The 20982-nt window shown below is 75.7% G+C and carries 27 protein-coding genes; 15 read left to right on the plus strand and 12 right to left on the minus strand.

The window, feature by feature from the left end; all coding sequences use genetic code 11:
* The first annotated feature begins 54 nt into the window (after positions 1–54).
* On the plus strand, positions 55–684 hold the full coding sequence (locus ACIGW2_RS14225; RefSeq protein ID WP_399843705.1) for a glyoxalase: 630 nt from the start codon (positions 55–57) through the stop codon (positions 682–684).
* On the opposite strand, the gene ACIGW2_RS14230 is transcribed toward ACIGW2_RS14225, so the two are convergent.
* The gene (locus ACIGW2_RS14230) at positions 668–1627 is read right to left on the minus strand and encodes a LysR family transcriptional regulator (protein WP_391655053.1); all 960 of its coding nucleotides are present in this window, start codon (positions 1625–1627) and stop codon (positions 668–670) included. The genes ACIGW2_RS14225 and ACIGW2_RS14230 overlap by 17 nt on opposite strands.
* Positions 1628–1657: 30 nt before the next feature.
* Positions 1658–2638, minus strand: a complete 981-nt coding sequence (locus ACIGW2_RS14235) for a GlxA family transcriptional regulator (protein ID WP_399843708.1) — start codon at positions 2636–2638, stop codon at positions 1658–1660.
* 89 nt (positions 2639–2727) lie between these two features.
* On the opposite strand from ACIGW2_RS14235, the gene ACIGW2_RS14240 reads away from it, so the two are divergent.
* Positions 2728–3660, plus strand: a complete 933-nt coding sequence (locus ACIGW2_RS14240) for an NADP-dependent oxidoreductase (protein ID WP_391655127.1) — start codon at positions 2728–2730, stop codon at positions 3658–3660.
* 20 nt (positions 3661–3680) lie between these two features.
* Here the strand turns inward: ACIGW2_RS14240 and ACIGW2_RS14245 are convergent, their stop codons facing one another.
* Both ACIGW2_RS14245 and ACIGW2_RS14250 read right to left on the minus strand, forming a co-directional pair.
* Positions 3681–3917, minus strand: coding sequence for a DUF6480 family protein (locus ACIGW2_RS14245; RefSeq protein ID WP_391655051.1), 237 nt, complete (start codon positions 3915–3917; stop codon positions 3681–3683).
* 178 nt (positions 3918–4095) lie between these two features.
* A complete protein-coding gene (locus tag ACIGW2_RS14250) occupies positions 4096–4302 on the minus strand; it encodes a hypothetical protein (RefSeq protein WP_361582434.1) in 207 nt (68 codons plus the stop codon).
* A 147-nt stretch (positions 4303–4449) separates the two neighbouring features.
* Here ACIGW2_RS14250 and ACIGW2_RS14255 point away from each other — a divergent pair, with 147 nt between their 5' ends.
* The 9 genes from ACIGW2_RS14255 (at position 4450) to ACIGW2_RS14295 (ending at position 12009) form a co-directional block, all read left to right on the plus strand.
* Positions 4450–5010, plus strand: a complete 561-nt coding sequence (locus tag ACIGW2_RS14255; RefSeq protein WP_361582436.1) for a hypothetical protein — start codon at positions 4450–4452, stop codon at positions 5008–5010.
* Positions 5011–5023: 13 nt separating this feature from the next.
* A complete protein-coding gene (locus tag ACIGW2_RS14260; RefSeq protein ID WP_399843711.1) occupies positions 5024–5803 on the plus strand; it encodes a hypothetical protein in 780 nt (259 codons plus the stop codon).
* A gap of 63 nt (positions 5804–5866) precedes the next feature.
* Positions 5867–6274, plus strand: a complete 408-nt coding sequence (locus ACIGW2_RS14265; protein ID WP_391655048.1) for a hypothetical protein — start codon at positions 5867–5869, stop codon at positions 6272–6274.
* 121 nt (positions 6275–6395) lie between these two features.
* The gene (locus tag ACIGW2_RS14270; protein WP_361582868.1) at positions 6396–7067 is read left to right on the plus strand and encodes a DUF6766 family protein; all 672 of its coding nucleotides are present in this window, start codon (positions 6396–6398) and stop codon (positions 7065–7067) included.
* A 92-nt stretch (positions 7068–7159) separates the two neighbouring features.
* A complete protein-coding gene (locus tag ACIGW2_RS14275) occupies positions 7160–9685 on the plus strand; it encodes a molybdopterin oxidoreductase family protein (protein ID WP_399843714.1) in 2526 nt (841 codons plus the stop codon).
* On the plus strand, positions 9682–10140 hold the full coding sequence (locus ACIGW2_RS14280) for a hypothetical protein (RefSeq protein WP_391655046.1): 459 nt from the start codon (positions 9682–9684) through the stop codon (positions 10138–10140). The genes ACIGW2_RS14275 and ACIGW2_RS14280 overlap by 4 nt, the downstream gene beginning before the upstream one ends.
* A gap of 125 nt (positions 10141–10265) precedes the next feature.
* Positions 10266–10973, plus strand: coding sequence for a nucleotidyltransferase family protein (locus tag ACIGW2_RS14285; protein ID WP_391655045.1), 708 nt, complete (start codon positions 10266–10268; stop codon positions 10971–10973).
* Positions 10970–11230 carry a hypothetical protein gene (locus tag ACIGW2_RS14290; protein WP_391655044.1) on the plus strand — a complete coding sequence of 87 codons (261 nt, stop codon included), beginning with the start codon at positions 10970–10972 and terminating at the stop codon, positions 11228–11230. The genes ACIGW2_RS14285 and ACIGW2_RS14290 overlap by 4 nt, the downstream gene beginning before the upstream one ends.
* Entirely contained in the window at positions 11227–12009 is a 783-nt protein-coding gene (locus tag ACIGW2_RS14295; protein WP_391655043.1) for a metallophosphoesterase, read from the plus strand. Before ACIGW2_RS14290 ends, ACIGW2_RS14295 begins: the two co-directional genes overlap by 4 nt.
* Here ACIGW2_RS14295 and ACIGW2_RS14300 read toward each other — a convergent pair.
* The 3 genes from ACIGW2_RS14300 to ACIGW2_RS14310 all read right to left on the minus strand — a co-directional run bounded on the left by ACIGW2_RS14300 (position 11973) and on the right by ACIGW2_RS14310 (position 13177).
* Positions 11973–12587: a DUF6328 family protein gene (locus ACIGW2_RS14300; RefSeq protein WP_399843720.1), complete on the minus strand. Its 615-nt coding sequence runs from the start codon at positions 12585–12587 to the stop codon at positions 11973–11975. The two genes, ACIGW2_RS14295 and ACIGW2_RS14300, sit on opposite strands and share 37 nt — an antisense overlap.
* Entirely contained in the window at positions 12584–12943 is a 360-nt protein-coding gene (locus tag ACIGW2_RS14305; RefSeq protein WP_391655041.1) for an STAS domain-containing protein, read from the minus strand. The genes ACIGW2_RS14300 and ACIGW2_RS14305 overlap by 4 nt, the downstream gene beginning before the upstream one ends.
* 78 nt (positions 12944–13021) lie before the next feature.
* Entirely contained in the window at positions 13022–13177 is a 156-nt protein-coding gene (locus tag ACIGW2_RS14310) for a hydrophobic protein (RefSeq protein ID WP_361582462.1), read from the minus strand.
* A 192-nt stretch (positions 13178–13369) separates the two neighbouring features.
* Here ACIGW2_RS14310 and ACIGW2_RS14315 point away from each other — a divergent pair, with 192 nt between their 5' ends.
* The 3 genes from ACIGW2_RS14315 to ACIGW2_RS14325 are packed head-to-tail and all read left to right on the plus strand — an operon-like array spanning position 13370 to position 15547.
* Positions 13370–13543, plus strand: a complete 174-nt coding sequence (locus ACIGW2_RS14315; protein WP_361582465.1) for a CsbD family protein — start codon at positions 13370–13372, stop codon at positions 13541–13543.
* A 14-nt stretch (positions 13544–13557) separates the two neighbouring features.
* The gene (locus ACIGW2_RS14320; RefSeq protein WP_399844125.1) at positions 13558–14862 is read left to right on the plus strand and encodes a cytochrome P450; all 1305 of its coding nucleotides are present in this window, start codon (positions 13558–13560) and stop codon (positions 14860–14862) included.
* Positions 14786–15547, plus strand: a complete 762-nt coding sequence (locus ACIGW2_RS14325) for a UdgX family uracil-DNA binding protein (RefSeq protein WP_391655040.1) — start codon at positions 14786–14788, stop codon at positions 15545–15547. The genes ACIGW2_RS14320 and ACIGW2_RS14325 overlap by 77 nt, the downstream gene beginning before the upstream one ends.
* A gap of 79 nt (positions 15548–15626) precedes the next feature.
* Here ACIGW2_RS14325 and ACIGW2_RS14330 read toward each other — a convergent pair whose 3' ends face one another.
* From ACIGW2_RS14330 to ACIGW2_RS14350, 5 genes are all read right to left on the minus strand, one after another.
* On the minus strand, positions 15627–16790 hold the full coding sequence (locus ACIGW2_RS14330) for a Vms1/Ankzf1 family peptidyl-tRNA hydrolase (RefSeq protein ID WP_391655039.1): 1164 nt from the start codon (positions 16788–16790) through the stop codon (positions 15627–15629).
* A gap of 46 nt (positions 16791–16836) precedes the next feature.
* Entirely contained in the window at positions 16837–17391 is a 555-nt protein-coding gene (locus ACIGW2_RS14335) for a DUF5709 domain-containing protein (protein ID WP_391655038.1), read from the minus strand.
* Entirely contained in the window at positions 17388–17570 is a 183-nt protein-coding gene (locus ACIGW2_RS14340) for a hypothetical protein (RefSeq protein ID WP_399843726.1), read from the minus strand. Before ACIGW2_RS14340 ends, ACIGW2_RS14335 begins: the two co-directional genes overlap by 4 nt.
* Before the next feature lie 143 nt (positions 17571–17713).
* Positions 17714–18406 carry an HAD family hydrolase gene (locus ACIGW2_RS14345; RefSeq protein WP_361582478.1) on the minus strand — a complete coding sequence of 231 codons (693 nt, stop codon included), beginning with the start codon at positions 18404–18406 and terminating at the stop codon, positions 17714–17716.
* Positions 18407–18604: 198 nt separating this feature from the next.
* Positions 18605–19705: a glutamate--cysteine ligase gene (locus tag ACIGW2_RS14350; RefSeq protein ID WP_391655036.1), complete on the minus strand. Its 1101-nt coding sequence runs from the start codon at positions 19703–19705 to the stop codon at positions 18605–18607.
* Between the two features lie 141 nt (positions 19706–19846).
* Between ACIGW2_RS14350 and ACIGW2_RS14355 the strand changes: the two genes are divergently transcribed.
* Positions 19847–20980 (plus strand): SDR family oxidoreductase, encoded by a 1134-nt coding sequence (locus ACIGW2_RS14355; RefSeq protein WP_399843729.1) that lies wholly within the window; start codon positions 19847–19849, stop codon positions 20978–20980.
* The last annotated feature ends 2 nt before the right edge of the window (positions 20981–20982 follow it).

Below are 20982 nucleotides of genomic sequence, written 5' to 3' on the forward strand. Positions count from 1 at the left end.
ATCGGTCAGGATTCGAGAAGCCCCGCGGGGCCCTGCGCGCCTAGCGTCGTGGGCATGACCTCTCTCGCACTCCTCACCCTCGAAGTGGCCGACCCGACGGCGGCCGAAGCCTTCTACACGGCCTCCGGGCTCGCTGCCCACGTCCGCCTGCGGGCCGCCACCGACGAGCCGTCCGAGGGATTCCGCGGCTTCGCGGTCTCCCTCACCGTGGCGCAGCCCGCGGACGTGCGGGCGCTCGTCGGCGCGGCGGCCGACGCCGGAGCCACCGTCCTCAAGCCGGCCACGAAGTCGTTCTGGGGCTACGGCGGCGTCGTGCGGGCCCCGGACGGCACCGTCTGGAAGTTCGCGTCCTCCGCGAAGAAGGACACCGGCCCCGCCACCGGCCGCGTCGAGCGAGTGGTGCTCCTCCTGGGAGCGGGGGACGTGGCCGCGACCAAGGAGTTCTACGTCGGGCGGGGCCTCGTCGTGGCGCGGAGCTTCGGGCGCAAGTACGTCGAGTTCGCCGGCTCCGGGAGCGGCGTGACGCTCGCCCTGTACGGCCGCCGGGCACTGGCCAAGGACGTCGGAGTGCCGGCCGACGGCAGCGGGTCGCACCGGATCGCGCTCGGCGGCGACGGCGCGGCCTCCTTCACCGATCCCGACGGGTTCGTGTGGGAGCCCGCCGCGGTCACGACCGCCCGCTGAGCCGGTCCGGCGGACCGCCGTCGCCGTCGCCGTCGCCCGAAGCATCGACGGCCGTACGCGCCGCCGCCACGAACGCCGCGACGGCCGGGTGGGCGCCGCCGCCCGCGCGGAAGGCGAGCCGCGAACGCCGGAAGAGGGGCAGTCGGGTGAGGACGACGCCCTCGGGGGCGCGCCGGGCGGCCATCTCCGGGACGAATCCGGCGCCCTGGCCGATGGCGGCCAGGCCCAGGACCGTACGGAAGTCGTTGACCCGGTGGCGGATGCGGGGCTGGAATCCGGCCGCCTGGCAGGCGCGTACGGCCATGGCGTGCCCGGTCGTGCCGTCCCGGGCGGTGATCCAGGGGGAGGCGGCCCAGGGGCCGAGCAGCTCGGCGAGCGTGCCGCCGGCATCGGGCGCGGCGGTCTCCGGAGTCCCGCCGGTGGCCAGGTACATCGGCTCCTCAAGGAGGGGCACCTGGTCGACGGTGGTGTCGGGGGCCGCCGGGACGAAGTCGTAGTCGTGGACGAGCGCCACGTCGAGCTCGCCGGCGCGCAGACCGTCGGAGACCCGCGCCGAGTCGATCTCCTGCACCATCGGTTCCAGGGCGGGGTGCCGCCGGGCCAGCACGGCCAGGGTGGCGGGCACGATCTCGGGGCCGCCCGAGGGGAAGGTGCCGATGCGCAGCGGCCCGCCGAGGCCGTCGCGCGCCACCGCCAGTTCGGCGTTCGCCCGCTCGAGGCGTTCCAGGACGGCGTCGGCGTGCGCGACGAGGCCGCGGCCGGCGGGCGTGAGCACCACCCGCCGTCCGCTCCGTTCCAGCAGCGCCACCCCCGCCTCGCGCTCCAGCACGCTCAACTGCTGGGAGACCGCGGAGGCGGTGAAGCTGAGCGCCTCGGCGACGGCCGCGATGGTGCCGCGCCGGTGCAGTTCGCGCAGCAGGTGGAGACGGCGCACATCGAGCATGCGCCGATCCTACGCAGGGGGCGCGGCGGCTCAGCCCGCCGGAACGGCCGCCCCGCGGAAGGTGCGCCGGTAGGCCATCGGCGAGACGCCGATGGCGGCGTGCAGGTGCTCGCGCAGGGAGGTGCCGGTGGCGAAGCCGACCCGGCCCGCGATGTCGTCGACGGAGAGGTCGGTGGTCTCCAGGAGGTGCTGGGCGCGGACGACGCGCTGCTGGATCAGCCAGCGCCCCGGGCTCGTGCCGACCTCCTCGCCGAAGCGGCGCGCGAAGGTGCGCAGGCTCATCCGGGCGTGCCCGGCGAGGCGCGCCAGGGTCAGCGGCTCGTCCAGGTGCTCCAGCGCCCACTGGCGGGTGGCCGAGGTGCCGTTGCCGGACGGCGGCGGCACGGGGTGCTCGATGTACTGGGCCTGCCCGCCGTCCCGCCAGGGCGGTACGACGCAGGCCCTGGCCACCTGGTTGGCGACGGCGGCACCGTGGTCCCGCCGCACGAGGTGCAGGCAGACGTCGACGCCCGAGGCGGCGCCGGCCGAGGTCAGCACGTCGCCGTCGTCGACGAACAGCACGTCCGGGTCGAGCGCGACCTCCGGGTACCAGGAGCGGAAGACCGCGGCCACCGCCCAGTGGGTGGTGGCGGGCCGCCCGTCGAGCAGCCCCGCGGCCGCGAGGACGAAGGCGCCCGTGCAGATCGACACGATCCGCGTCCCGGGCCGTACGGTCGCCAGCGCCTCGCCGACGCCCGGCGGCAGCGTGCGCGAGAGCCGGGAGATGTCGAAGGGCGGCAGCAGCACGGTGTCCGCCGTCGCGAGCACCTCGGGGCCGTGCCCCACCGTGACCGAGAAGTCGGCGTTGGTGACCACGGGCCCGCCGTCGACCGAGCAGGTCAGCACCTCGTAGCGGTCCTGGAGCGCGCCGAAGACCCGGCTGGGGATGCCGAGTTCGAAGGGATAGGTGCCGTCCAGGGCGAGGACGACCACACGGTGGACGGCGGCGGGCGCGGTGGTGGCGGTGGTCATGGCACGATCCCGTCGGAAGTTGGCATTCATGCCATGGTACGGGGCGGGGCCCGGCGGCGAGGCTGGTGCCCATGACGAATGCCACCACCATGCGCGCCATCAGCCAGGACACCCACGGCACCCCCGAGGTCCTCACCGAGGTGACCCTGCCCCGCCCCACGCCCGGCCCCGGCCAGGTCCTCGTCGCCGTCCGCGCCGCCGGCGTCAACCCCACCGACTGGAAGCACCGCGCCGCCGGGCTCTTCCTCGACCGCCTGCCCCTGGTCCTCGGCTGGGACGTCTCCGGCGTCGTCGAGGCCGTCGGCTTCGGCGTCACGCTGTTCAAGCCCGGCGACGAGGTCTTCGGGATGCTGCCCTACCCGCACGGCGTCGGCTCGCACGCCGAGTACGTCACCGGCCCGGCGCGCGCCTTCGCGCGCAAGCCCGCCGGCATCGACCACGTCCAGGCCGGCGCCCTGCCGCTCGCCGCCCTCACCGCCCACCAGGCGCTGGTGGACACCGCCGCCGTCGGCGCCGGGCAGCGCGTCCTGATCCATGCCGCCGCCGGCGGGGTGGGCCACCTCGCCGTCCAGATCGCCAAGTCGCGCGGCGCGTACGTCATCGGCACCGCGAGCGCCCCCAAGCACGACTTCGTGCGGTCGCTCGGCGCCGACGAGGTCGTCGACTACCGCACGACCGACTTCCGCGACGTCGTCCGGGACGTCGACGTGGTGCTCGACCCGCTGTCCGGCGACACCCGCAGCCGCTCGCTCGACGTCCTGCGCCCCGGCGGCGTCCTGGTGTCGATCCTGCCCGGCACCGACCCCGAGGAGGCCGCGAAGGCCGCGGCCCGCGGGGTCAGGGTCGAGACCCTCCTCGTGGAGGCCGACCACGCCGGCATGAACGCCGTCGCCGACCTGGTCGCCGCCGGTTCCCTGCGCGCCCACGTGGCGGCGGTCTTCCCGCTGGCCGAGGCGGCCGGGGCCCACGCCCTGGGCGAGACGGAGCGCACGGCCGGCAAGATCGTGCTGACCGTTCCGTAGCCGGGCCGGCGGACGTCCGTCTAACGGACCGCCAGGACGATCCCGTACGCGGCGAAGAACGCGGCGCAGACGAGGACGACGATCACGACGACCAGCAGCGGTCCGCCCGCCCAGCCGCGCTTCGGCGGGCGGTGCGGGCCCGTTCCGGTGCCGGTGCCGGTCTCGGCGGGCGGCGTCTCGCCCGGGGGCACGCCGCCGCCCCGGTCGAGTCCCGGGGTCCTGCGGGGGTCCGGGTCGGGGTTGCTCGGGATGGTCATCGGGCTCACCTCCTGCACGGCCGGAGCCGGTGGTCGGCCGCTCGACGGGCGCCTACCCCGCCGGACTGCGGGCATCCGGGCACGGACCGGACCACCGGCACAGGCCGGTGACCGCCGACGGGGCACCGGGCGCGGACCGGGCCACCGGCGCGCGCCGGTGGCCCGTCGGCGGGGCCGCTCACGTGTCCTTGCCGTGCCGCTCCCGCTGGTCGGGAGGGGTTCCGCCGCCCTCGCCGCCGCCGCGCCGGCCCTTGTCGGTGCCGTGCGGCCGGCCGCCGCCGCGTCGGGGCTCGCCGGTCTGGCGGGCCTTGAGCTCCGCGCTCTCCTGCGGTGTGGCGCCGCCCTTGCCGCTGCGCCGCTGTTCGGGTCCCTGGGGGTTGCTCATGGTCGGCCTCCTGCCGTGTGCGACGGGGCTCTTCGGCCTGCGTGTGACCGGTCCCGGAGGCTTCATTCGCGCCGGGCGCGGTTTCGCCCGCCGTTCGGCGGGCAGCCGCGGGACGCGAGGACCCGACAGAGCCAAGGGGGCCCGGCCATGTCCACAGGAACACTTCTGGCCATCGTCATCCCGGTGGCGGTGGTGATCGTCCTGATCGCGCTGGCGATCTTCCTGGACCGGCGCAGACGGCGCCGGCTGCGGGAGCGCTTCGGTCCCGAGTACGACCGCGCGGTCGACGAGGCGGGCGGGCGCCGGGCGGCCGAGTACGAGCTCGGCAAGCGCCAGGAGCGCCACGAGTCCCTCGACATCCGGCCGCTCGACCCCGGCCTCAGGGACCGCTACGCCCGCGAGTGGCGCGGGGTGCAGGAGCAGTTCGTCGACCGCCCGGAGTCCGCCGTGCACGACGCGGACCGGCTGGTGACCGCCCTCATGCGCGAGCGCGGGTACCCCACCGAAGACTTCGAGCAGCAGGCCAGGGACTTGTCCGTGGAGCACGGGAAGACCCTGGAGCACTATCGGGCGGCCCACGAGGTCGACCGGCTGAGCGCGGACCACCGGGCCACCACCGAGCAGCTGCGCGGGGCGATGGTCCACTACCGGTCGCTCTTCGACGAGCTGCTCTCCGACGGCAACCGGCCCGGCTCCGGCCGGTCCTGAGAGGGATTCCGCCATGCGCGACAACGACACGCCCGCACCCGAACCGGCGGCCACCGGACTGTCGACCGACGACATCGCCCGCCGGGGCGGCGACCGCGAGACCGAGCCCGGCAGGCCTCCCCAGTACCCGGGCGAGGCCACCGGCACCACCCAACCGGACCGCTCCGGCGGCTCCGACCACTCCGACCGCTCCGGCCGCTCAGACGGCGCCTCCGGCCAGGGCGGACTGAACCTTCCGCAGGAGCCCGGCCCCGCCCGGCCGGACCAGGCCGAGCAGCCCGAGCGGACCGAGCAGCCCGACCGCACCGAGCGGGCCGACCGCACCGCGGGGGACACCGCCGCGGTACCGTCCGGCGCCCGGCAGGGCGCCCCCGCCGAGCACGCGGCCGGAGGCGAGCACTCCGACGACGAGCCCCCGCGCCTGATGGACCCCGGGGACGAGGAGTCCTTCCGCACCCGCTGGCACGAACTCCAGAGCCTGTTCGTGGACGACCCGCGCCGGGCCGTGCACGAGGCCGACGCCCTCGTCGCCGACGTGATGCAGAAGCTCGCCACCACCTTCTCCGACCACCGCAAGTCCCTCGAAGCCCAGTGGCGGCAGGGCGAGGAGGCCGACACGGAGAGCCTGCGCACGGCGCTGCGCCGCTATCGCTCCTTCTTCCACCGGCTGCTGCGCACCGGTTTCGAGCAGGACGCGGAGGAGTCCGGCACGGACCCGGCGACCGGCCCGGGCGGCACCGCCTCGGGGTCCGGCACCGCCGGTCCCGGCGGGCAGCAGCGCGCATTCGGGTGAAGGCGACGCCCTCGGCGGCCCCGCGTCGCGGCACCCGGCGGACCGTCCGCGCACAGTGAGGACATGTCGTTGTCTCTGCGTGCGGGCGGTGCGCTGCTGCTCGCGGCCCTGCTGTGCGGGTGCGGGGCGTCCGCGGCCCGCGAGGACGGAGCGTCCCAGGCGGGCCGGCGGTTCGCCGCGGCGCTCGCGGCCGATGACTACCGCGCCGGCTGCGAGCTGCTCGCCCCCGAGACCCGTGACGAGGTCGAGCAGGACGCCCAGGGCCCGTGCGGCCCGGCCCTGCGGGAGCTCGGTCTGCCGGCGGCCGGCCCGGTGCGGGGCGTCGAGGTCTACGGACGGGACGCGCTGCTGCGCACGGCCGGGGACGTGCTGTTCCTGTCCCAGTTCGGCAGCGGGTGGCGGGTGACCGCGGCCGGCTGCGTCGCGCAGGGCGAGGACGAGCCGTACCGCTGCGCACTGAAGGGAGGATGACCGCGTTGAGGACCGTGTTCTTCGGCTGCGTCCTGACGATCCTGGGTGGCCTCGCCTACTTCACGGTGATCGGGGCGATGCACCGGTGAGCCGCCGGGACGGCGCGGACCGCGCCGAGCGCATGGGGTTCTGGCGCTCCAACAGTCTGACCCTGGTCTTCGGCGGGGCCTTCCTGGTGGTGCTCGCCGCCCAGGCGGTCGCCGGACGGGCCGAGTTCAACGAGCAGCTGGCCGTCGCCGGGCTGCAGCAGATCGGGCTCGGCGACTATCTGATGTCCTCGGACTTCGCCGTCGACGTCACCGAGAACTGGCAGTCCGAGTTCCTGCAGTTCTTCCTGTACGTGTTCGGGACCGTCCATCTCCTCCAGCGCGGTTCGCCGGAGTCGAAACGCCTCCAGGACGCGGGTCCGGAGAGCGAGCGGCAGCAGCGGATGGGCGACCACGCCGACGCCGAGTCGCCGCGCTGGGCCGGCACCAAGGACTGGCGGCAGGCGCTCTACTCGCACTCCCTGGGCCTGGCGATGGCGGCCCTCTTCTTCCTGTCCTGGTTCGCCCAGTCCGTGGCCGGCGCCGCCGCGTACAACGGCGAACGCCTGCGGGAGCTCCAGGCGCCCATCGACTGGGGCGCCTACCTCGCGTCCTCCGACTTCTGGAACCGCTCGCTGCAGAACTGGCAGTCGGAGCTGCTGGCCGTCTCCGCCATGGCCATCCTCTCCGTCTACCTGCGGCAGCGCGGCTCCCCGGAGTCCAAGCCGGTCGGCGCCCCGCACTCCGCGACCGGCGTGGAGGGCTGAAGCCGCCGGGAACGGGCAGTCGCCGGGGCGGGCCCGCGGCGGACGCGCCGCCGGACGCCCCTGGCAGGGGCCGGGCCGACCGGGAGGTGACCGTGAGGACCTCGGTGGACCGCATCGCACAGCCCTGGGGCAGCCGGACCCCGTACGGCCGGGGCCGCCCCTGGCCCGCCCGCCGGGACCTGTGTCTCGACGAGGGCGTCCGGGAGGAGGACGTCGAACGCTGGGTGCAGACGGCGTCGATCCTGCACTCCGACGGCGACGCCATGGACATCGCCGTACGGGACGGGCGCATGGTCGGGGTGCGGGGCAGGGTCGTCGACCGGGTGAACCGCGGCCGGCTCGGGCCCAAGGACGCCTTCGCATGGCGGGCCAACAGTGCCGCGGACCGGCTCCGCCGGCCGCTGGTGCGGCGGGGCGGGCGGCTGGTCGAGACGGGCTGGGACACGGCGATGGGGCTCGTCGCGGACCGCTCGCGCGCCCTGCTCGACGCGCACGGGCCCGGTTCGATCGGCTTCTACACCTCCGGGCAGCTGTTCCTGGAGGAGTACTACACGCTGGCCGTGCTGGCCCGGGCCGGCCTCGGCACCCCGCACCTCGACGGCAACACCCGGCTGTGCACCTCGACCGCGGCCGAGGCCCTGAAGGAGTCCTTCGGCTGTGACGGACAGCCGGGCTGCTACGACGACTTCGACCACGCCGACGTGATCGCCCTCTTCGGCCACAACCTGGCGGAGACCCAGCCGGTGCAGTGGATGCGGGTGCTCGACCGGCTCGCCGGCCCCGAGCCGCCGCGCCTGGTGTGCGTGGACCCGCGGCCCACCCCGGTGGCCCGGCGGGCGACCGTGCACCTGGCGCCGCGGCTCGGCACCAACGTGGCCCTGATGAACGCCCTCCTGCACGAGATCGTCCGGGCCGGGCACGTCGACCACGCCTACGTCGAGCGGCACACGGTCGGCTACGAGGAGCTGGCCCGGACCGTCGCGCCCTGCACGCCCGAGTGGGCCGCCGCCCGCTGCGACGTGCCGCCCGCCCGGATCCGGGAGGCGGCCGAACTGCTCGGCACCGCGGACCGGCTGATGTCGACGGTGCTGCAGGGCTTCTACCAGTCCCATCAGGCCACCGCCGCGGCCGTCCAGGTGAACAACCTGCACCTGCTCCGCGGCATGCTCGGCCGGCCCGGCGCGGGCGTGCTCCAGATGAACGGGCAGCCGACCGCGCAGAACACCCGCGAGTGCGGCGCCGACGGCGACCTGCCGGGCTTCCGCAACTGGGCCGACGAGGCGCACGTCGCCGACCTGGCGCGGGTGTGGAACGTCGAGCCCGAGCGCATCCCGCACCACGCGCCGCCGACGCACGCCCTGCAGATGTTCCGCTACGCCGAGCAGGGCTCGCTGCGCATGCTGTGGATCAGCGGCACCAACCCGGCCGTCTCGCTCCCCGAGCTCTCCCGGGTGCGCGAGATCCTGGGCCGCGAGGGGCTGTTCCTCGTGGTGCAGGACCTGTTCCTCACCGAGACCGCCCGGTTCGCCGACGTCGTCCTGCCGGCCGCGACCTGGGGGGAGAAGACCGGCACCTTCACCAACGCCGACCGGACCGTGCACCTGTCCGAGCGGGCCGTGGATCCGCCCGGGGAGGCGCGCCCCGACCTGGACATCTTCCTCGACTACGCCCGGCGCATGGACTTCCGCGACCAGGACGGCGGCCCGCTGGTCGGCTGGTACGACCCGGAGTCCGCCTTCCGGGCCTGGCAGCGGTGCAGCGCGGGCCGCCCGTGCGACTACACCGGTCTGTCGTACGAGCTGCTGCGCGGCGGCAGCGGGGTGCAGTGGCCGTGCACGGCCGAGGCCCCGGAGGGGACGCCCCGGCTGTACGCGGACGGCGTCTCCTGGGCCCACCCGGACGTGTGCGAGTCGTACGGCAAGGACCTGGTCACCGGTGCCCCTGCGCAGGCCGCCGAGTACCGCGAGCTGAATCCGGAGGGCAGGGCGGTGATCCGGGCGGCGGCGTACCTGCCGCCGCACGAGGACACCGGGGCGGAACTGCCGTTCCAGCTGACGACCGGCCGCACGCTCTATCACTTCCACACCCGGACCAAGACGGGACGGACCCCACAGCTGGCCGCGGCGGCGCCCGAGGTGTGGGTGGAGATCTCGGTGGCCGACGCCGCCGAGCGGGACCTCCACGAGGGCGACCTGGTCGAGGTCGCGGGACGGCACGGCTCGCTGCGCGGGCGGCTGCGGGTCACCGGGATCCGGCGCGGACTGCTGTTCGTCCCCTTCCACTACGGCTACTGGGACACGGCCGGCGGCTCGGGCCCCGACGGAGGGACGCCCGGGCGGGCGGCCAACGAGGCCACGGTCACGGACTGGGACCCGGTCTCCAAGCAGCCGCTGTTCAAGACCTCCGCCGCCCGTCTCATCCTGCTGGGCCGCGGCGACGGCACCCCCTCCCCCGCCCCCACCACCACGGCCTCCGCCCCGGCTCGCCCGGACGCGGTCCCGGGAACCGCGGGCGACCGGACGGCACGCGTCGAGGAGTCGTACGGGGAGCCGGAGCCGGACGCGGCGGGCGAGCCGGGCGCGGAATCGGAGCCGTACCCGAGGGAGGCGGGATCGTGAACGGGATCGCGGCGGTCCTCGACGCCCTGCGCCGGGGCGAGGGCCGGCTGACGGCGGAGCTGCAGGCCATGGTCCGGCTCCACCCCGAGGAGCACGAGGTCCGGCACGTCGCGACCGAGCTCGCGCGCTGGTCGGCCGAGCACGAGGGGCTGCTGCGGGAGGCCCTGGAGGAGTACGGTCCCGCGGACGGCACCCCGCTCCCGGCCGGTCCGGACGAGACCGGCTCCGTGCCGGACGGCACCCGGCTGCGGCTCCTGGCGGACCTGCGCGCCCTGCACCTGGCCGTCACCGGCAACCGCGTGTACTGGCTGATGCTCGCCCAGGCCGCCGCGGCCTCCCGGGACGCCCGGCTCACCGAGCTCACCGGACGCGGTCTGCCCCGTGCCGAGCGCGAGCTCCGCTGGACCGAGACCATGATCAAGAACCTGGCGGCCCAGGCCCTGACGGCGTCCTGAACGCGTTCGGGGCGCAGCGGCTCCCCGCGGGCGGCCCCGACGCATTCTTCGGGTCGGACGGGGTAGAGGCCGGTCCCCGGAGATCCGGGCCGACAGCGGTGCGCCCGGCAGCAGGAGGAATCGAGATGAACCTCGTCGAAGAAACCCCCGTGAACGCCGGCCGCGCCCCCGTGGGCCGCGGCCCCGCGGCCTCCGCGGGTCATGCGGCGCGTGCGTCGGCCGGCGGCCGCCGGTCGCGGAACCTCCCGCCGGACCACACCCAGGCGATCCTGGAGGTCACCAAGGAGGTCGCCGGCGTCCTCAAGGCCTCGGGCTGTCCCTTCGCGCTGGTCGGCAGTGTGGCCGCGTACGCCTACGGCATCCCGGTGCGGCTCCAGCACGACGCGGACTTCGCCGTGCGCAGGGAGGACGCCGAGCAGGTGACCGCCCTGCTGGACGAGCACGGCGTGGAGATCGTCGACCCTCCCGAGGACTGGCTGGTCAAGGGGCGCAGGGACGGCGAACAGATCGACCTGATCTTCGCCCTGGCCGGCCGCCCCGTCACCGACGAGCTGCTGGGGCGGGCGGTGACCCTGCCGGTCGACTCGGTGCACATGCCGGTGATCGAGCCGACCGACCTGATGGTCGGCCGGCTTGCCGCGCTCTCGGAGCACCACTGCGACTTCGGGGCGCTGCTGCCGGTCGCACGGGGCCTGCGGGAACGGGTCGACTGGGACCGGGTCCGCGAGGAGACCGGGGAGCAGCCGATGGCGGCCGCGTTCCTGTATCTGCTCGAACTGCTCGACGTCGTGCCCCGCGGCGCCGGCGGGCAGGAAGCGGGGCGGGAGCGATGAGCCCGCACGACCCCCAGGAGATCGAGTACCGGATCGCCCGGCTGCGCGAGCGGCTGGCCGGTGACGACATCGCCGAACTCGGCGTGCGGATCGAACTGCGCGGCGACGCGGTGCTGTTGTCCGGCACGCTGCCCACCGCCGGCCGGCGCGAGGAGATCCTGCGGCTCGCCCGGCAGGAGCTGTCCGGGCTCGTCATCCGTACGGATCTCGGCACGCCGTCCGTCGACGCCCCCGACCACACGGAGCACCTGCCATGACGCCGGCATCAGCGAGGACCGACGGGCACGCCGATCACGCCGTGAGGGTGGCGGCGGTCGGGGACATCCATCTGGGCCCGGACTGCGCGGGGCGGCTGCGTCCCGCGTTCCTGACGCTTCCCGAGCGCGCGGACGTGCTGCTGCTGGCCGGTGACCTGACCCGGCACGGCACCGTCGACGAGGCGCGGGTGGTGGCCGAGGAGGTCCGGGACGTCGGCGTCCCGGTCGTCGCCGTGCTCGGCAACCACGACTACCACTCGGACCGGGCGGAGGAGGTCACGCGCACGCTCACCGACGCCGGGGTCAGCGTCCTGGAGGGCGACTCGGCCGTGTTCCCGGCCGGGGGCCACCGGATCGGCGTGGCCGGCGCGAAGGGCTTCTGCGGGGGCTTCGCGGGCCGGAGCGCGGGAGCGTTCGGCGAGCCGGAGATGCGGGCCTGGGTGAGGGTGGCGCACGTCGCCGCCGAGCGCCTGTCGTCCGCGCTCCAGGAGCTGGCGGACGACGGCTGCGAGGTCCGGGTGGCGCTCACGCACTTCGCGCCCGTCCCGGACACCCTGGCCGGCGAGCCGGTGGAGATCTATCCGTTCCTCGGCAGCTACCTGCTGGCCGAGGCGATCGACTCGGTGGGCGCCGACCTGGCCGTCCACGGGCATGCCCATCTGGGCACCGAGCACGGCATGACGGCCGGTGGGGTCCGGGTGCGCAACGTCGCCCAGCCGGTCATCGACCGGGCGTTCGCGCTCTACGAGTTGCCGGTCCCGGGCCACGAGGCGGCGTGAACGCGCCGTACGCCGTCCGTGCGCCGTACGCCGTCCGGCCGGACCCGCCCCCGCGTCCTGTCACGTGCCCCGTCACGCACCCGTGCCGGGGCGCGGCCCGAGACGGCACGGCGCAGGAGCAGGGCCGGCAGCAGCCAGCAGGCGGCGAACCAGAGCAGCAGCACCGCGTCGATGGCCAGCGCGACGGGCGCGCCGACCACCATGCGCAGGACGACGAGCAGGGCGAGGGCGATGGTGCCGAAGAACAGCACGAGACCGGCGGAGGTCAGCCGCGCCGCCCAGACCACGGCCTCCGGCTTCACGCCGAGGCCGGTGACCAGCCGGTGCAGGCACACGGGCGCGGTCAGCGTGCCGATCGCCGCGGCCCCGAGCACCACGCAGCCGACGTAGAGGAGCCGGTCGGTCTGTCCGAGCCGGGCGAAGACGGGGGTGAAGGCGGCCGCCAGCAGGAAGGCGAAGAGCAGCTGGACGCCGGTGAAGGCGACCCGCACCTCGTGGAGCAGCTCCCCCCACAGCCGGTCCGCGCGTTCGTCGCAGGTCTCCTGCCGGTCGCCGACCCCCTCGCCCCGGGCGATCACCGGGGCCTCCCCTCTGCGGCCGGGCCCAGGTCGAACAGGTCTGCGGATCCGGTGATCTCGAGGAGCCGGATCATCTGGTGGCTGGGGGCGGCCAGGGTGATGCGGTTGCCGGCGGCGAGCGCCCGTTCCCGGGCGGCGAGCAGCAGATTGAGACCGGTCGAGTCGCAGAACGAGGAGTTCTGGAGGTCGATCACGATGTCCGTGCCGTGCGGCGCCAGGTCGACGCCGTCGAGGAGCAGGGGCCTCAGCTCGTCCGCGTGGTCCATGTCGAGGTCACCCCGTACCCAGACGACGAACGTCCGCGGCGCCTGGAACTCGTCCTCGGGCCGTGCGGTCCGCTCCTGGTCGGGCGTCATCGCGCACCTCCTCGTCCGAACGGCGGATGCCCCCCTTCCGGGCCGCCATGCGGTCCGGAAGGAGGGCGGGCCCTGCCGTCACCAGCGGTACCAGCGGCCCTGCGCGCCGTGGAAGAAGAATCCCAGCACCCAGATGACCAGTACGGCCAGGGCGATGTACCACAGGACATCAACGGCGAAGCCTGCTCCGAAGAGCACCAGAATCAGGAGTAGTACGAGCAGAAGCGGAATCATGTCGAAACCTCCTCGGGTTCCGGCCCGCGTCGTGTCCGCCGCAATGCCGGTCGTCCCTCGCGCTCCTGCCCGTATCCCCGCCATGCATGCGTCTCCCTTCGCTCCGGCCGTCCCGGGCATGGTTCCGCGTCCCCGGGGCACCGGCCCGTCAGGAAGCCGCCGGCACCGGCGGCGTGCGAGAGGAGCGCGACCATGCGGAAGGGCACCGAGCACAAGATGAAGGGCCGGATGAAGGAGGCCATGGGCAAGGTCACCGACGACAAGAGCCAGGAGATGAAGGGCAAGGCGCAGAAGACGGCGGGCAAGGCCCGCGAGCAGATGGAGAAGGCCGCCGACAAGACCCGCCGGACCGGACGGGACCGGTGACGGGACAGCGCCTGATGCCGGCCGACAACACCCTCCTCCTGCTGCTGAAGGGCTACGCCTGGCTGCCCGGGGTCGCGCGGCGCCGGGGCGCCGCCGACGCCGGAGGGCCCCTGCGGACCCGCCTCCTCGGACACCCGGTGCGCGTGCTCCGGGGCACGGAGGCGGTCGCCTTCTTCTACAACGAGGACCACGCGCACCGCGCCGGGGCACTGCCCGGGCCGGTGCTCGACACGCTCTTCGGCCGCGGCGCCGTGCACACCCTGGACGGCGCGGCCCACCGGGCGCGCAAGGAGCTGTTCCTGGAGCGGCTCACGGATCTGGCCGAGGTGCGCGCGCTGACGGCCCGGGTGTGCGCGGAGTTCCGGGCGGAATGGGAGCGCCGGCGCGGGGAGCGGGTCTCGCTGTTCGACCTGGGCGCGCTGGTGCTCGCCCGGGCGGTGACGGACTGGGCCGGGCTGCCCGAGGACGGCGTCCCGGACACCGAACGGCTCGCCCGTGACTGCGTGGCCATGGTCGACGGCTTCGCCACGCCGGGGCCGCGGCACCTGCGTGCCCGGCGGGCGCGGGCCCGCCAGGAGGAGCTGCTGGGCCGGGCGGTGGTGCGGGCACGCGAGGAGGGACCGGCCGAGCCGCCCCGTACCGCGTTCGAGGCGGTCGTGGCCCACCGGGAGGCCGACGGTTCGCCGCTCGATCCCCACACCGCCGCGGTCGAACTCCTCAACATCGTGCGGCCGGCGGTGGCCATCACCTGGTTCGTCACCTTCGCCGCCCACGCCATGCGGGACGATCCCGCGCTGCGGCGGCGGCTCGCGGCCGACGAACCCGCCGGTCTCGCCGTCTCCTTCGCGCACGAGGTGCGGCGCTTCTACCCCTTCGTGCCGTTCGTCGGCGCGCTGGCCCCCGACGGGCTGCTCCTCGGCGGCGAGACGGTGCCGGAGGGCACGATGCTGCTGCTCGACGTGTACGGGCAGAACCACGACCCCGAACTGTGGGACGAGCCCTTCCGGTTCGTGCCGGACCGGTTCCTCGGCGCGGTCGCGCATCCCGAGGGGCTGATCCCGCAGGGCGGCGGCCCGCGCGAGGGCCACCGCTGCCCCGGCGAGGACATCACCGTCGCGGTGCTGGCCGCGCTCGCCCGCGAACTCGCCGGGCTGGACTTCACGCTGCCCGAGCAGGACCTGCGCATCCCGCTGACCCGCATCCCGACCGGGCCCCGTGACGGCTTCCGCCTGGAGGTCCCCGATGAACCCGAACCCGAAGCAGGCGCCCGAGCCGGAGCAGGCGCGGGAGCAGGAGCAGGCACCCGGCACCAGGCCTGAGGAGGGCGCCGAGCCGTACGACGCCACGCCCTTCCTGCCGAGGCGCGGCCGGCTGCCCGCCCACCGGCGGGCGGCGGCCGACTGCCGCGGTTGCCCCCTGCACCGGGAGGCGACCGGAACCGTCTTCGGGCGCGGCGCCCCGGACGCGCGCCTGATGCTGGTGGGGGAACAGCCGGGGGACCGGGAGGACCGCGAGGGGGTCGCCTTCGTCGGCCCGGCGGGCCAACTCCTCACCCGGGCGCTGCGGGACGCGGGGATCGACGAGGAGGAGGTCTACGTCACCAACGCGGTCAAGCACTTCAAGTTCACCCGCGACGAGACCCGCAAACGGCGCATCCACAAGGCGCCCAGCCTGCGCGAGACGCTGGCCTGCCGGCCGTGGCTCGCGGCCGAACTGCGGCTGGTCTCCCCCGACCTGGTCGTCACCCTGGGCGCCACGGCCGGCCGGGCCCTGCTCGGGCCGTCCTTCCGGGTCGGCGCCGACCGGGGCGTCCCGCGACCGGCGCCGGACCCGGGTGAGGACGGCGGCAAGGGCCGCGGACCCGCCCTCCCCGAGGGCGTCCAGGTGCTCGCGACCGTGCACCCCTCGGCCGTGCTGCGGGCGCGGGACGCGGACCGGGAGCGGATGTACGAGGGTCTGGTCGCCGATCTGCGCACGGCGGCGGAGACGTTGCGGTCGCTCTGAGCCGCGTCCGCCCCGCGGACCGAGGCCCGGCGCTCGCGCCGGGCCTCGTCGGTTGCGCGGCCGGTGGGCCGGGGTGGCCTCAGCGGTCGGCCTGCCGCTCCGGTTCGCTGCGCGGCCAGCGCAGGATCGCGCCGATCCCGCCGGCGGGGGTGCCGTCGGAGCCGTCGCCCGGCACCATGACCGCCTCGCCGCCGGACAGGGCCGCGCAGAGCACGAGGGCGTCGTCGGCCCGGGCCTGGTGCGGCCGGGCGGCGCCGAGTGCCTCGGCGTCGGTACGGCGCACCGCGAGCTGGTCGGGACGGTCGCCGACCCAGACCTCCCGGCCGGGGTCCGCGCCCGCCTCGCCGATCAGCAGGGTGTCGAGACGGTGCTGTCGGGCGGCGTCGGCCACGGCGGGCACGCCCTCGACGGAGGAGCTGGGCGGCTCGCCCTCGTCGCGACCGGACCGGAAGCGGTCGAGCACGGACTCGGCGTGCCGGGCGGCCATGTCCAGGCGGGCCGCCTCGACGTCGGCCGTCAGCAGGTCCGTGTCGGAACCGGCGGCCCGGCCGCCGTGCGAGCTGATCCTGGTGACCTCGCGGAGTTCCGCGGGCAGGTGGTCGCGCACGGCGTGGCACTCGCGCGCCCCGCCCGCGAGCATGATCACTTCGGCGCCGGACTCCCGGCAGACCCGGGCGAGTTCGTCGGCCGTCAGGGCCGCGTTCTCCTCCCAGGTGTTCTCCACGGCGGCGTCGAAGTGCGAGGCGGACCAGTCGCCGGAGGCGGCCCGGTGCAGCGGCCAGTCCCGGCCCTCGACGGTGCCCTTCCCCGGCTCCCCCTCCTGCCGCGCGCCGTCGCCGGCGCCGTGGACGTAGTAGTCGCATCCGCTCCGGTCGACGCGGGCGACCAGACAGGCGGGCGCCTGCCGGGCGGGGTCGAGCAGGGGCGTGACGCGGGGCAGGTCCGCCCACACGGCGGACGGCCCGCCGGGCTCCCGGTCCAGGGGGCGGGTGAGCGCGACCCGGCCCTCCGAGGCGAACAGCGCGAGTCCGTGCTGTCCCGCCCCGGGGGCGGCGCGGTCCAGTTCCTCGCGCACCGCGCCGACGGTCGCCTCGTCCGCGCCCTGTTCCTCCAGGGAGCGGCACAGCTCGCGCCAGACCAGTTCGCGGCGCTCCGCCGAGGACTCGTCGGGCGGTCCTGTGGTGGCGTATACGGATGCCCAGGGTCCCTGGTGGGCCACGGGCGCCAAGAAGTCGAGCTTCACCCTCATCACCTCGCACGCCGAGTGCCGTGCTGTCGGTTCGGTCGTCTCAGTCGTCGGTACGGTCGTCGGTGCGCTCCCCGGTCCCCTCGCCGGGTCCGGCGTCGGGTCCGGCGTCTCCGCCGTCGACGGCGGTGTCCCGGTGCATGGCCGCCTCCTCGGCGGTGGCCGCCGCGTCGTCGGGGCCGACGTCGCGCGCGGCGACGCCGCCCGGCACCGGCGGGTCGGCCGGGACGAGGCGCCCGGCGCGGGCGGCGCCGGACTCGGCGTCCAGCGGCTCGCCGTCCCCGCCGGGCAGGTCACCGACGCCGTCGTCCTGCTCGGGCGTCACGTCGGGCCGTTCCTCCGCGAGGCGCTCGTCAAGGGGCGCTCCGGCCCGCTGTTCGCCGGCGGTCGTGCCGTGGCGGGTGACCGCGACCGGCCGGTCCGGCGGGGAGTAGCCGGGTTCCTCGGGGGCGGCGGCCGGGTCGGTCGGTTCGGTCGCCAGCGCGTTCTCCGGGTCCACCGGACCGCTCGGGCGGTTGGCCGCGTCGGAGCCGGTCGGCTGGTAGACGTCGTCGCCGCGCGCGTCCGTGGTGGTGGACGGGTCTTCGGGGGAGGTCATGCGCCCTCCTCGCCCTTGCTCTCGTCGGAGTAGGGCGGCGGGTCGGCCGGGGGTTCGGGGTCGTGCCAGTCCTCGGCCCGCGTGGGGTGCCCGGCGCGGACCTGGCCCTCGACCTCCTTCTTGCGTGCGTCGTCGAGTCGCGGTCCGGACTTGCTGCTGCCGCGGTCGGGGGTGGTCATTCTGCTCCTCCTCCTTCGTCCGTTCTGCGTCGTGCATCGGTTCTGCGACGGTGCGCCGTCGGCCGTGATTCGGTCGCGCGTTCCGTCTCGCCCCCGCGACTACCCGGTCGGGACGCGGGCAACCAGCACGCCGCCCGGCCGGGTCAGCCCGGGGGACGGGACAGCGGGGTGGAGTCGATGGTGCGCAGCAGGGTGAGGGCGTCCTCGCAGACCAGGACGGCGCCCGCGGCCTCCAGGTCGCCGCGCGGGATGCCGCCCGTCAGCAGGCCGATGCAGGGCATGCCGGCCCGCCGGGCGGCCTCGACGTCCCACACCGTGTCGCCGACGAAGACGGCGTCGGACGCCTCGGCGCCCACCGTGTCGAGGGCCGCTTCCACGATGTCCGGGGCGGGCTTGGTCGCGGACACGTCGCCGCCGCTCGTGGCGGCCTCGATGACGTCGTCGGCGCCGAGCCGTTCGCGGACGGCGGCGACCTCCGCCTCCGCGGCGGAACTCGCGAGCACCACCCGCCAGCCCCGGGCCGCCGTCGCCCGCAGCAGGGCGGCCGCGCCCTCGAAGGGGCGCAGGGTCGCGTACCACTCGGCGTACAGGGTGCCGTGCGCGTCGGCGATGGCGCCGTCCTGCGCGTGCCCGCGGTCGGAGCCGAGCACCGCGTCGAGGAGCCGGTCGGCGCCCATGCCGATGGCGCGGTGGATCCGGACCATCGGGACGTGGTGGTCGTACTGGCGCAGCGCCTGCCACCAGGCCAGGGTGTGCAGGTAGTTGGTGTCGACGAGGGTCCCGTCGAGGTCGAACAGGGCGACGCCGCCGGGCCGGGGTGCGTCGTGCGAGGTCATCGGGTCTCCCAGGGGGCGGGTGGGGGCGGGGCGGACGGCGGAGCCGCCACGGCCCGGTGCGCGCCGTTCGCGCCGTCCGGGCCGTCCCGGGGCTCCGCCGTCCCGCCTCCGCCGGCGTCATCCGGCCAGTGCCCGGCCTCGCCCGCGCCATGCGGCCGGGTTCGGCGCGGCCCGGTCCGGCGCCGCGGCGGGTGCCCGTCAGACGCGGGCGGTCAGGCGGGCCAGGGCGTCCACGACGTCCGCAAGCCGCCCGTGCCGGCGGAAGGCGACGCGCTGGACGGCCGCGCCGGCGCCGTGGGTCCTCACGTGGTGCCACTGGCGGAGCACCCGGGCGGTGTCGCCGGCGTCGTCGAGGGCGGGCAGGGCGCGGTGGACGAGGCGGTCGACGAGCTCGGCGGACGGGCGTTCACGGCCGGTGAAGGGGTCGATGCCGTAGCCGGACAGGCCGTGCCGGGCGGCCATCTCGTGGGCGAGCAGCAGGCGCCGGAGCGGTACGCGGGGCGCGGGCCGGCGGTCCGCCTCCTCGCGCAGCAGGACGGTGCCGAGGCCGCGGACCAGCGCGGCGAGCATCACGACCGTCTCGACGTCCGCGTTGGCGTCGGCGACCCGGATCTCCAGGGTCGGGACGTGGTCGGACGGCCGGGCGTGCCAGTAGAGCATGTGCGGGTCCATGACGGTGCCGCTGCGCACCAGCTCGGCGACGTGGGCGAGGTACCCGGGCTCGTCGAGGGCGGGGGCGGGCCCGACGGTGGGCCAGCGGGCGTACTCGACGGAGCGCCAGCTGTCGAAGCCGGTGTCGCGGCGGCGCGCGAAGGGCGAGTTGGTGCTCAGTGCCTGGAGGGCGGGCAGCCACGGGGCCATGCGCCGGGACAGGGCGAGCGCGAGTTCGCGGTCGAGGGTGCCGACGTGGATGTGGCAGCCGCACAGGAGTCCGTCGACCGGGCTGAAACGGGTGGCGAAGCGGCGCGCCATGCGCCGGTAGCGATCGGTGTCGGTGACGGTCAGCGGGCTCTCCGGCGGTACGACGGAGGTGCCGCTGGCGACCGGCAGGCAGTTCTCCGTACGGGCCGCGTCGGTGATCACGGAGCGCAGCCGGACCAGTTCGTCGCGCAGGTCGCGGCAGGAGGCGGTGGGCTGCGTGGTGGTCTCCACCTGGGCGTTGAAGAACTCCTTCTGGACCTGTCCGCCGAGCACCTCGGCGGACAGCTCGATCACCCTCGGTGCCCGGCCGACCGGTGCGCGGGTCGCCCGGTCGACGAGGACGAACTCCTCCTCGACGCCCATCGTCAGGATCTTCATGGCCTTCACCTCGTGTCGCTGGCGCGTGTACCCGGCCGGGCCGGTTCCACCCGTCGCCGGGGGCGCGGGCGTGTTCCCGGCCGGCCTGGGCAGTCGCCGGGCTGACGGATGCCGCTGGGGACAGATCAGGAGTGTGCGGTCATGGTGGTGAGCAGGTCCGATGTCGTCTCGTTCCTGGAGAGCCTGGTGGTGCTGCGGGCGACCCGGGAGCCCCGGCGGCGGCGCGAGCACCGGCGGCCCCACCGGGTGCGGCGGCCGTTCGAGGGCCGGACCGTGGTGGTGACGGGGGCGAGCGCGGGGGTCGGCCGGGCCACCGCCCGCGCGTTCGGGGCCGCCGGCGCCCGGGTGGCACTGCTGGCCCGGGGCCGGGTGGGTCTGGAGGCGGCGGCCGAGGAGGTGCGCCGGGCGGGCGGCGAGGCCCTGGTGGTACCGGTGGACATGGCGGTGCCGTGGATGGTGGAGGAGGCCGCGGACCGGGTCGAGGCCCGGCTGGGGCCGGTGGACGTGTGGGTGAACGTCGCCTTCACCTCCGTGTTCGCGCCGTTCCTGTCGGTGGCCCCGGAGGAGTACGAACGCGTCACGGACGTGACGTACCTCGGCTGTGTGAACGGCACCCGGGAGGCGCTGCGGCGCATGCTGCCGCGGGACCGCGGCGCGGTCGTGCAGGTCGGCTCGGCGCTCGGGGAGGCGTCGGTGCCGCTGCAGGCGGCGTACTGCGGCGCCAAGCACGCGGTGAACGGCTTCACCGCCTCCGTACGCCTGGAACTCCTGCACCGGCACAGCCGGGTGGCGGTCACCGTGGTGCAGCTGCCGGCGGTGAACACCCCGCAGTTCTCGTGGGCGCTGTCGCGGCTGCCGCACCGGCCGCGGCCGGTGGCGCCGGTGTACCAGCCGGAGGTGGCGGCCCGGGCGGTGGTGCACGCGGCCCGGCGGCCGCGGCGCAAGGAGTACCGGGTGGGCGCGTCGACGGCGGTGGCGGTGCTGGCGCGGCGCCTGGTGCCGGGGCTCGTGGACCGGTACGTCGCCCGGACCGCGTACGACTCGCAGCAGACCGGCGAGCCGGCCCGGGGCGAGGACCCGCACAACCTGTGGGCGCCGCTGGACGGGCCGGGCGGCCGGGACCACGGGGCCCACGGGGACTTCGACGACGAGGCCGCCGCGCACTCGCCGTACAGCTCGCTCGCCCGGCATCCGGCCGTCGCCGGAGCGGCGGCCGCGGGCGCGGCGGCGCTGGCGGCCCGGACCCTGCGCCCGTGGCGCGGGACGAGGCGGTGAAC

Origin of the sequence: Streptomyces sp. NPDC053541 (genome assembly GCF_044544705.1) — a bacterium.
Taxonomy (GTDB): domain Bacteria; phylum Actinomycetota; class Actinomycetes; order Streptomycetales; family Streptomycetaceae; genus Streptomyces.

Excerpts from the sequence above, each read along its gene's own strand:
- ACIGW2_RS14265 (WP_391655048.1), top strand. The coding sequence starts at position 5,867 with ATGTCGTTGTCTCTGCGTGCGGGCGGTGCGCTGCTGCTCGCGGCCCTG.
- ACIGW2_RS14285 (WP_391655045.1), top strand. The coding sequence starts at position 10,266 with ATGAACCTCGTCGAAGAAACCCCCGTGAACGCCGGCCGCGCCCCCGTG.
- ACIGW2_RS14250 (WP_361582434.1), bottom strand. The coding sequence starts at position 4,302 with ATGAGCAACCCCCAGGGACCCGAACAGCGGCGCAGCGGCAAGGGCGGC.
- ACIGW2_RS14320 (WP_399844125.1), top strand. The coding sequence starts at position 13,558 with ATGCCGGCCGACAACACCCTCCTCCTGCTGCTGAAGGGCTACGCCTGG.
- ACIGW2_RS14235 (WP_399843708.1), bottom strand. The coding sequence starts at position 2,638 with ATGACCACCGCCACCACCGCGCCCGCCGCCGTCCACCGTGTGGTCGTC.
- ACIGW2_RS14350 (WP_391655036.1), bottom strand. The coding sequence starts at position 19,705 with ATGAAGATCCTGACGATGGGCGTCGAGGAGGAGTTCGTCCTCGTCGAC.
- ACIGW2_RS14310 (WP_361582462.1), bottom strand. The coding sequence starts at position 13,177 with ATGATTCCGCTTCTGCTCGTACTACTCCTGATTCTGGTGCTCTTCGGA.
- ACIGW2_RS14335 (WP_391655038.1), bottom strand. The coding sequence starts at position 17,391 with ATGACCTCCCCCGAAGACCCGTCCACCACCACGGACGCGCGCGGCGAC.
- ACIGW2_RS14225 (WP_399843705.1), top strand. The coding sequence starts at position 55 with ATGACCTCTCTCGCACTCCTCACCCTCGAAGTGGCCGACCCGACGGCG.
- ACIGW2_RS14305 (WP_391655041.1), bottom strand. The coding sequence starts at position 12,943 with ATGACGCCCGACCAGGAGCGGACCGCACGGCCCGAGGACGAGTTCCAG.
- ACIGW2_RS14290 (WP_391655044.1), top strand. The coding sequence starts at position 10,970 with ATGAGCCCGCACGACCCCCAGGAGATCGAGTACCGGATCGCCCGGCTG.
- ACIGW2_RS14295 (WP_391655043.1), top strand. The coding sequence starts at position 11,227 with ATGACGCCGGCATCAGCGAGGACCGACGGGCACGCCGATCACGCCGTG.
- ACIGW2_RS14260 (WP_399843711.1), top strand. The coding sequence starts at position 5,024 with ATGCGCGACAACGACACGCCCGCACCCGAACCGGCGGCCACCGGACTG.
- ACIGW2_RS14325 (WP_391655040.1), top strand. The coding sequence starts at position 14,786 with ATGAACCCGAACCCGAAGCAGGCGCCCGAGCCGGAGCAGGCGCGGGAG.
- ACIGW2_RS14315 (WP_361582465.1), top strand. The coding sequence starts at position 13,370 with ATGCGGAAGGGCACCGAGCACAAGATGAAGGGCCGGATGAAGGAGGCC.
- ACIGW2_RS14270 (WP_361582868.1), top strand. The coding sequence starts at position 6,396 with ATGGGGTTCTGGCGCTCCAACAGTCTGACCCTGGTCTTCGGCGGGGCC.
- ACIGW2_RS14345 (WP_361582478.1), bottom strand. The coding sequence starts at position 18,406 with ATGACCTCGCACGACGCACCCCGGCCCGGCGGCGTCGCCCTGTTCGAC.
- ACIGW2_RS14340 (WP_399843726.1), bottom strand. The coding sequence starts at position 17,570 with ATGACCACCCCCGACCGCGGCAGCAGCAAGTCCGGACCGCGACTCGAC.
- ACIGW2_RS14245 (WP_391655051.1), bottom strand. The coding sequence starts at position 3,917 with ATGACCATCCCGAGCAACCCCGACCCGGACCCCCGCAGGACCCCGGGA.
- ACIGW2_RS14355 (WP_399843729.1), top strand. The coding sequence starts at position 19,847 with ATGGTGGTGAGCAGGTCCGATGTCGTCTCGTTCCTGGAGAGCCTGGTG.
- ACIGW2_RS14240 (WP_391655127.1), top strand. The coding sequence starts at position 2,728 with ATGCGCGCCATCAGCCAGGACACCCACGGCACCCCCGAGGTCCTCACC.
- ACIGW2_RS14230 (WP_391655053.1), bottom strand. The coding sequence starts at position 1,627 with ATGCTCGATGTGCGCCGTCTCCACCTGCTGCGCGAACTGCACCGGCGC.
- ACIGW2_RS14255 (WP_361582436.1), top strand. The coding sequence starts at position 4,450 with ATGTCCACAGGAACACTTCTGGCCATCGTCATCCCGGTGGCGGTGGTG.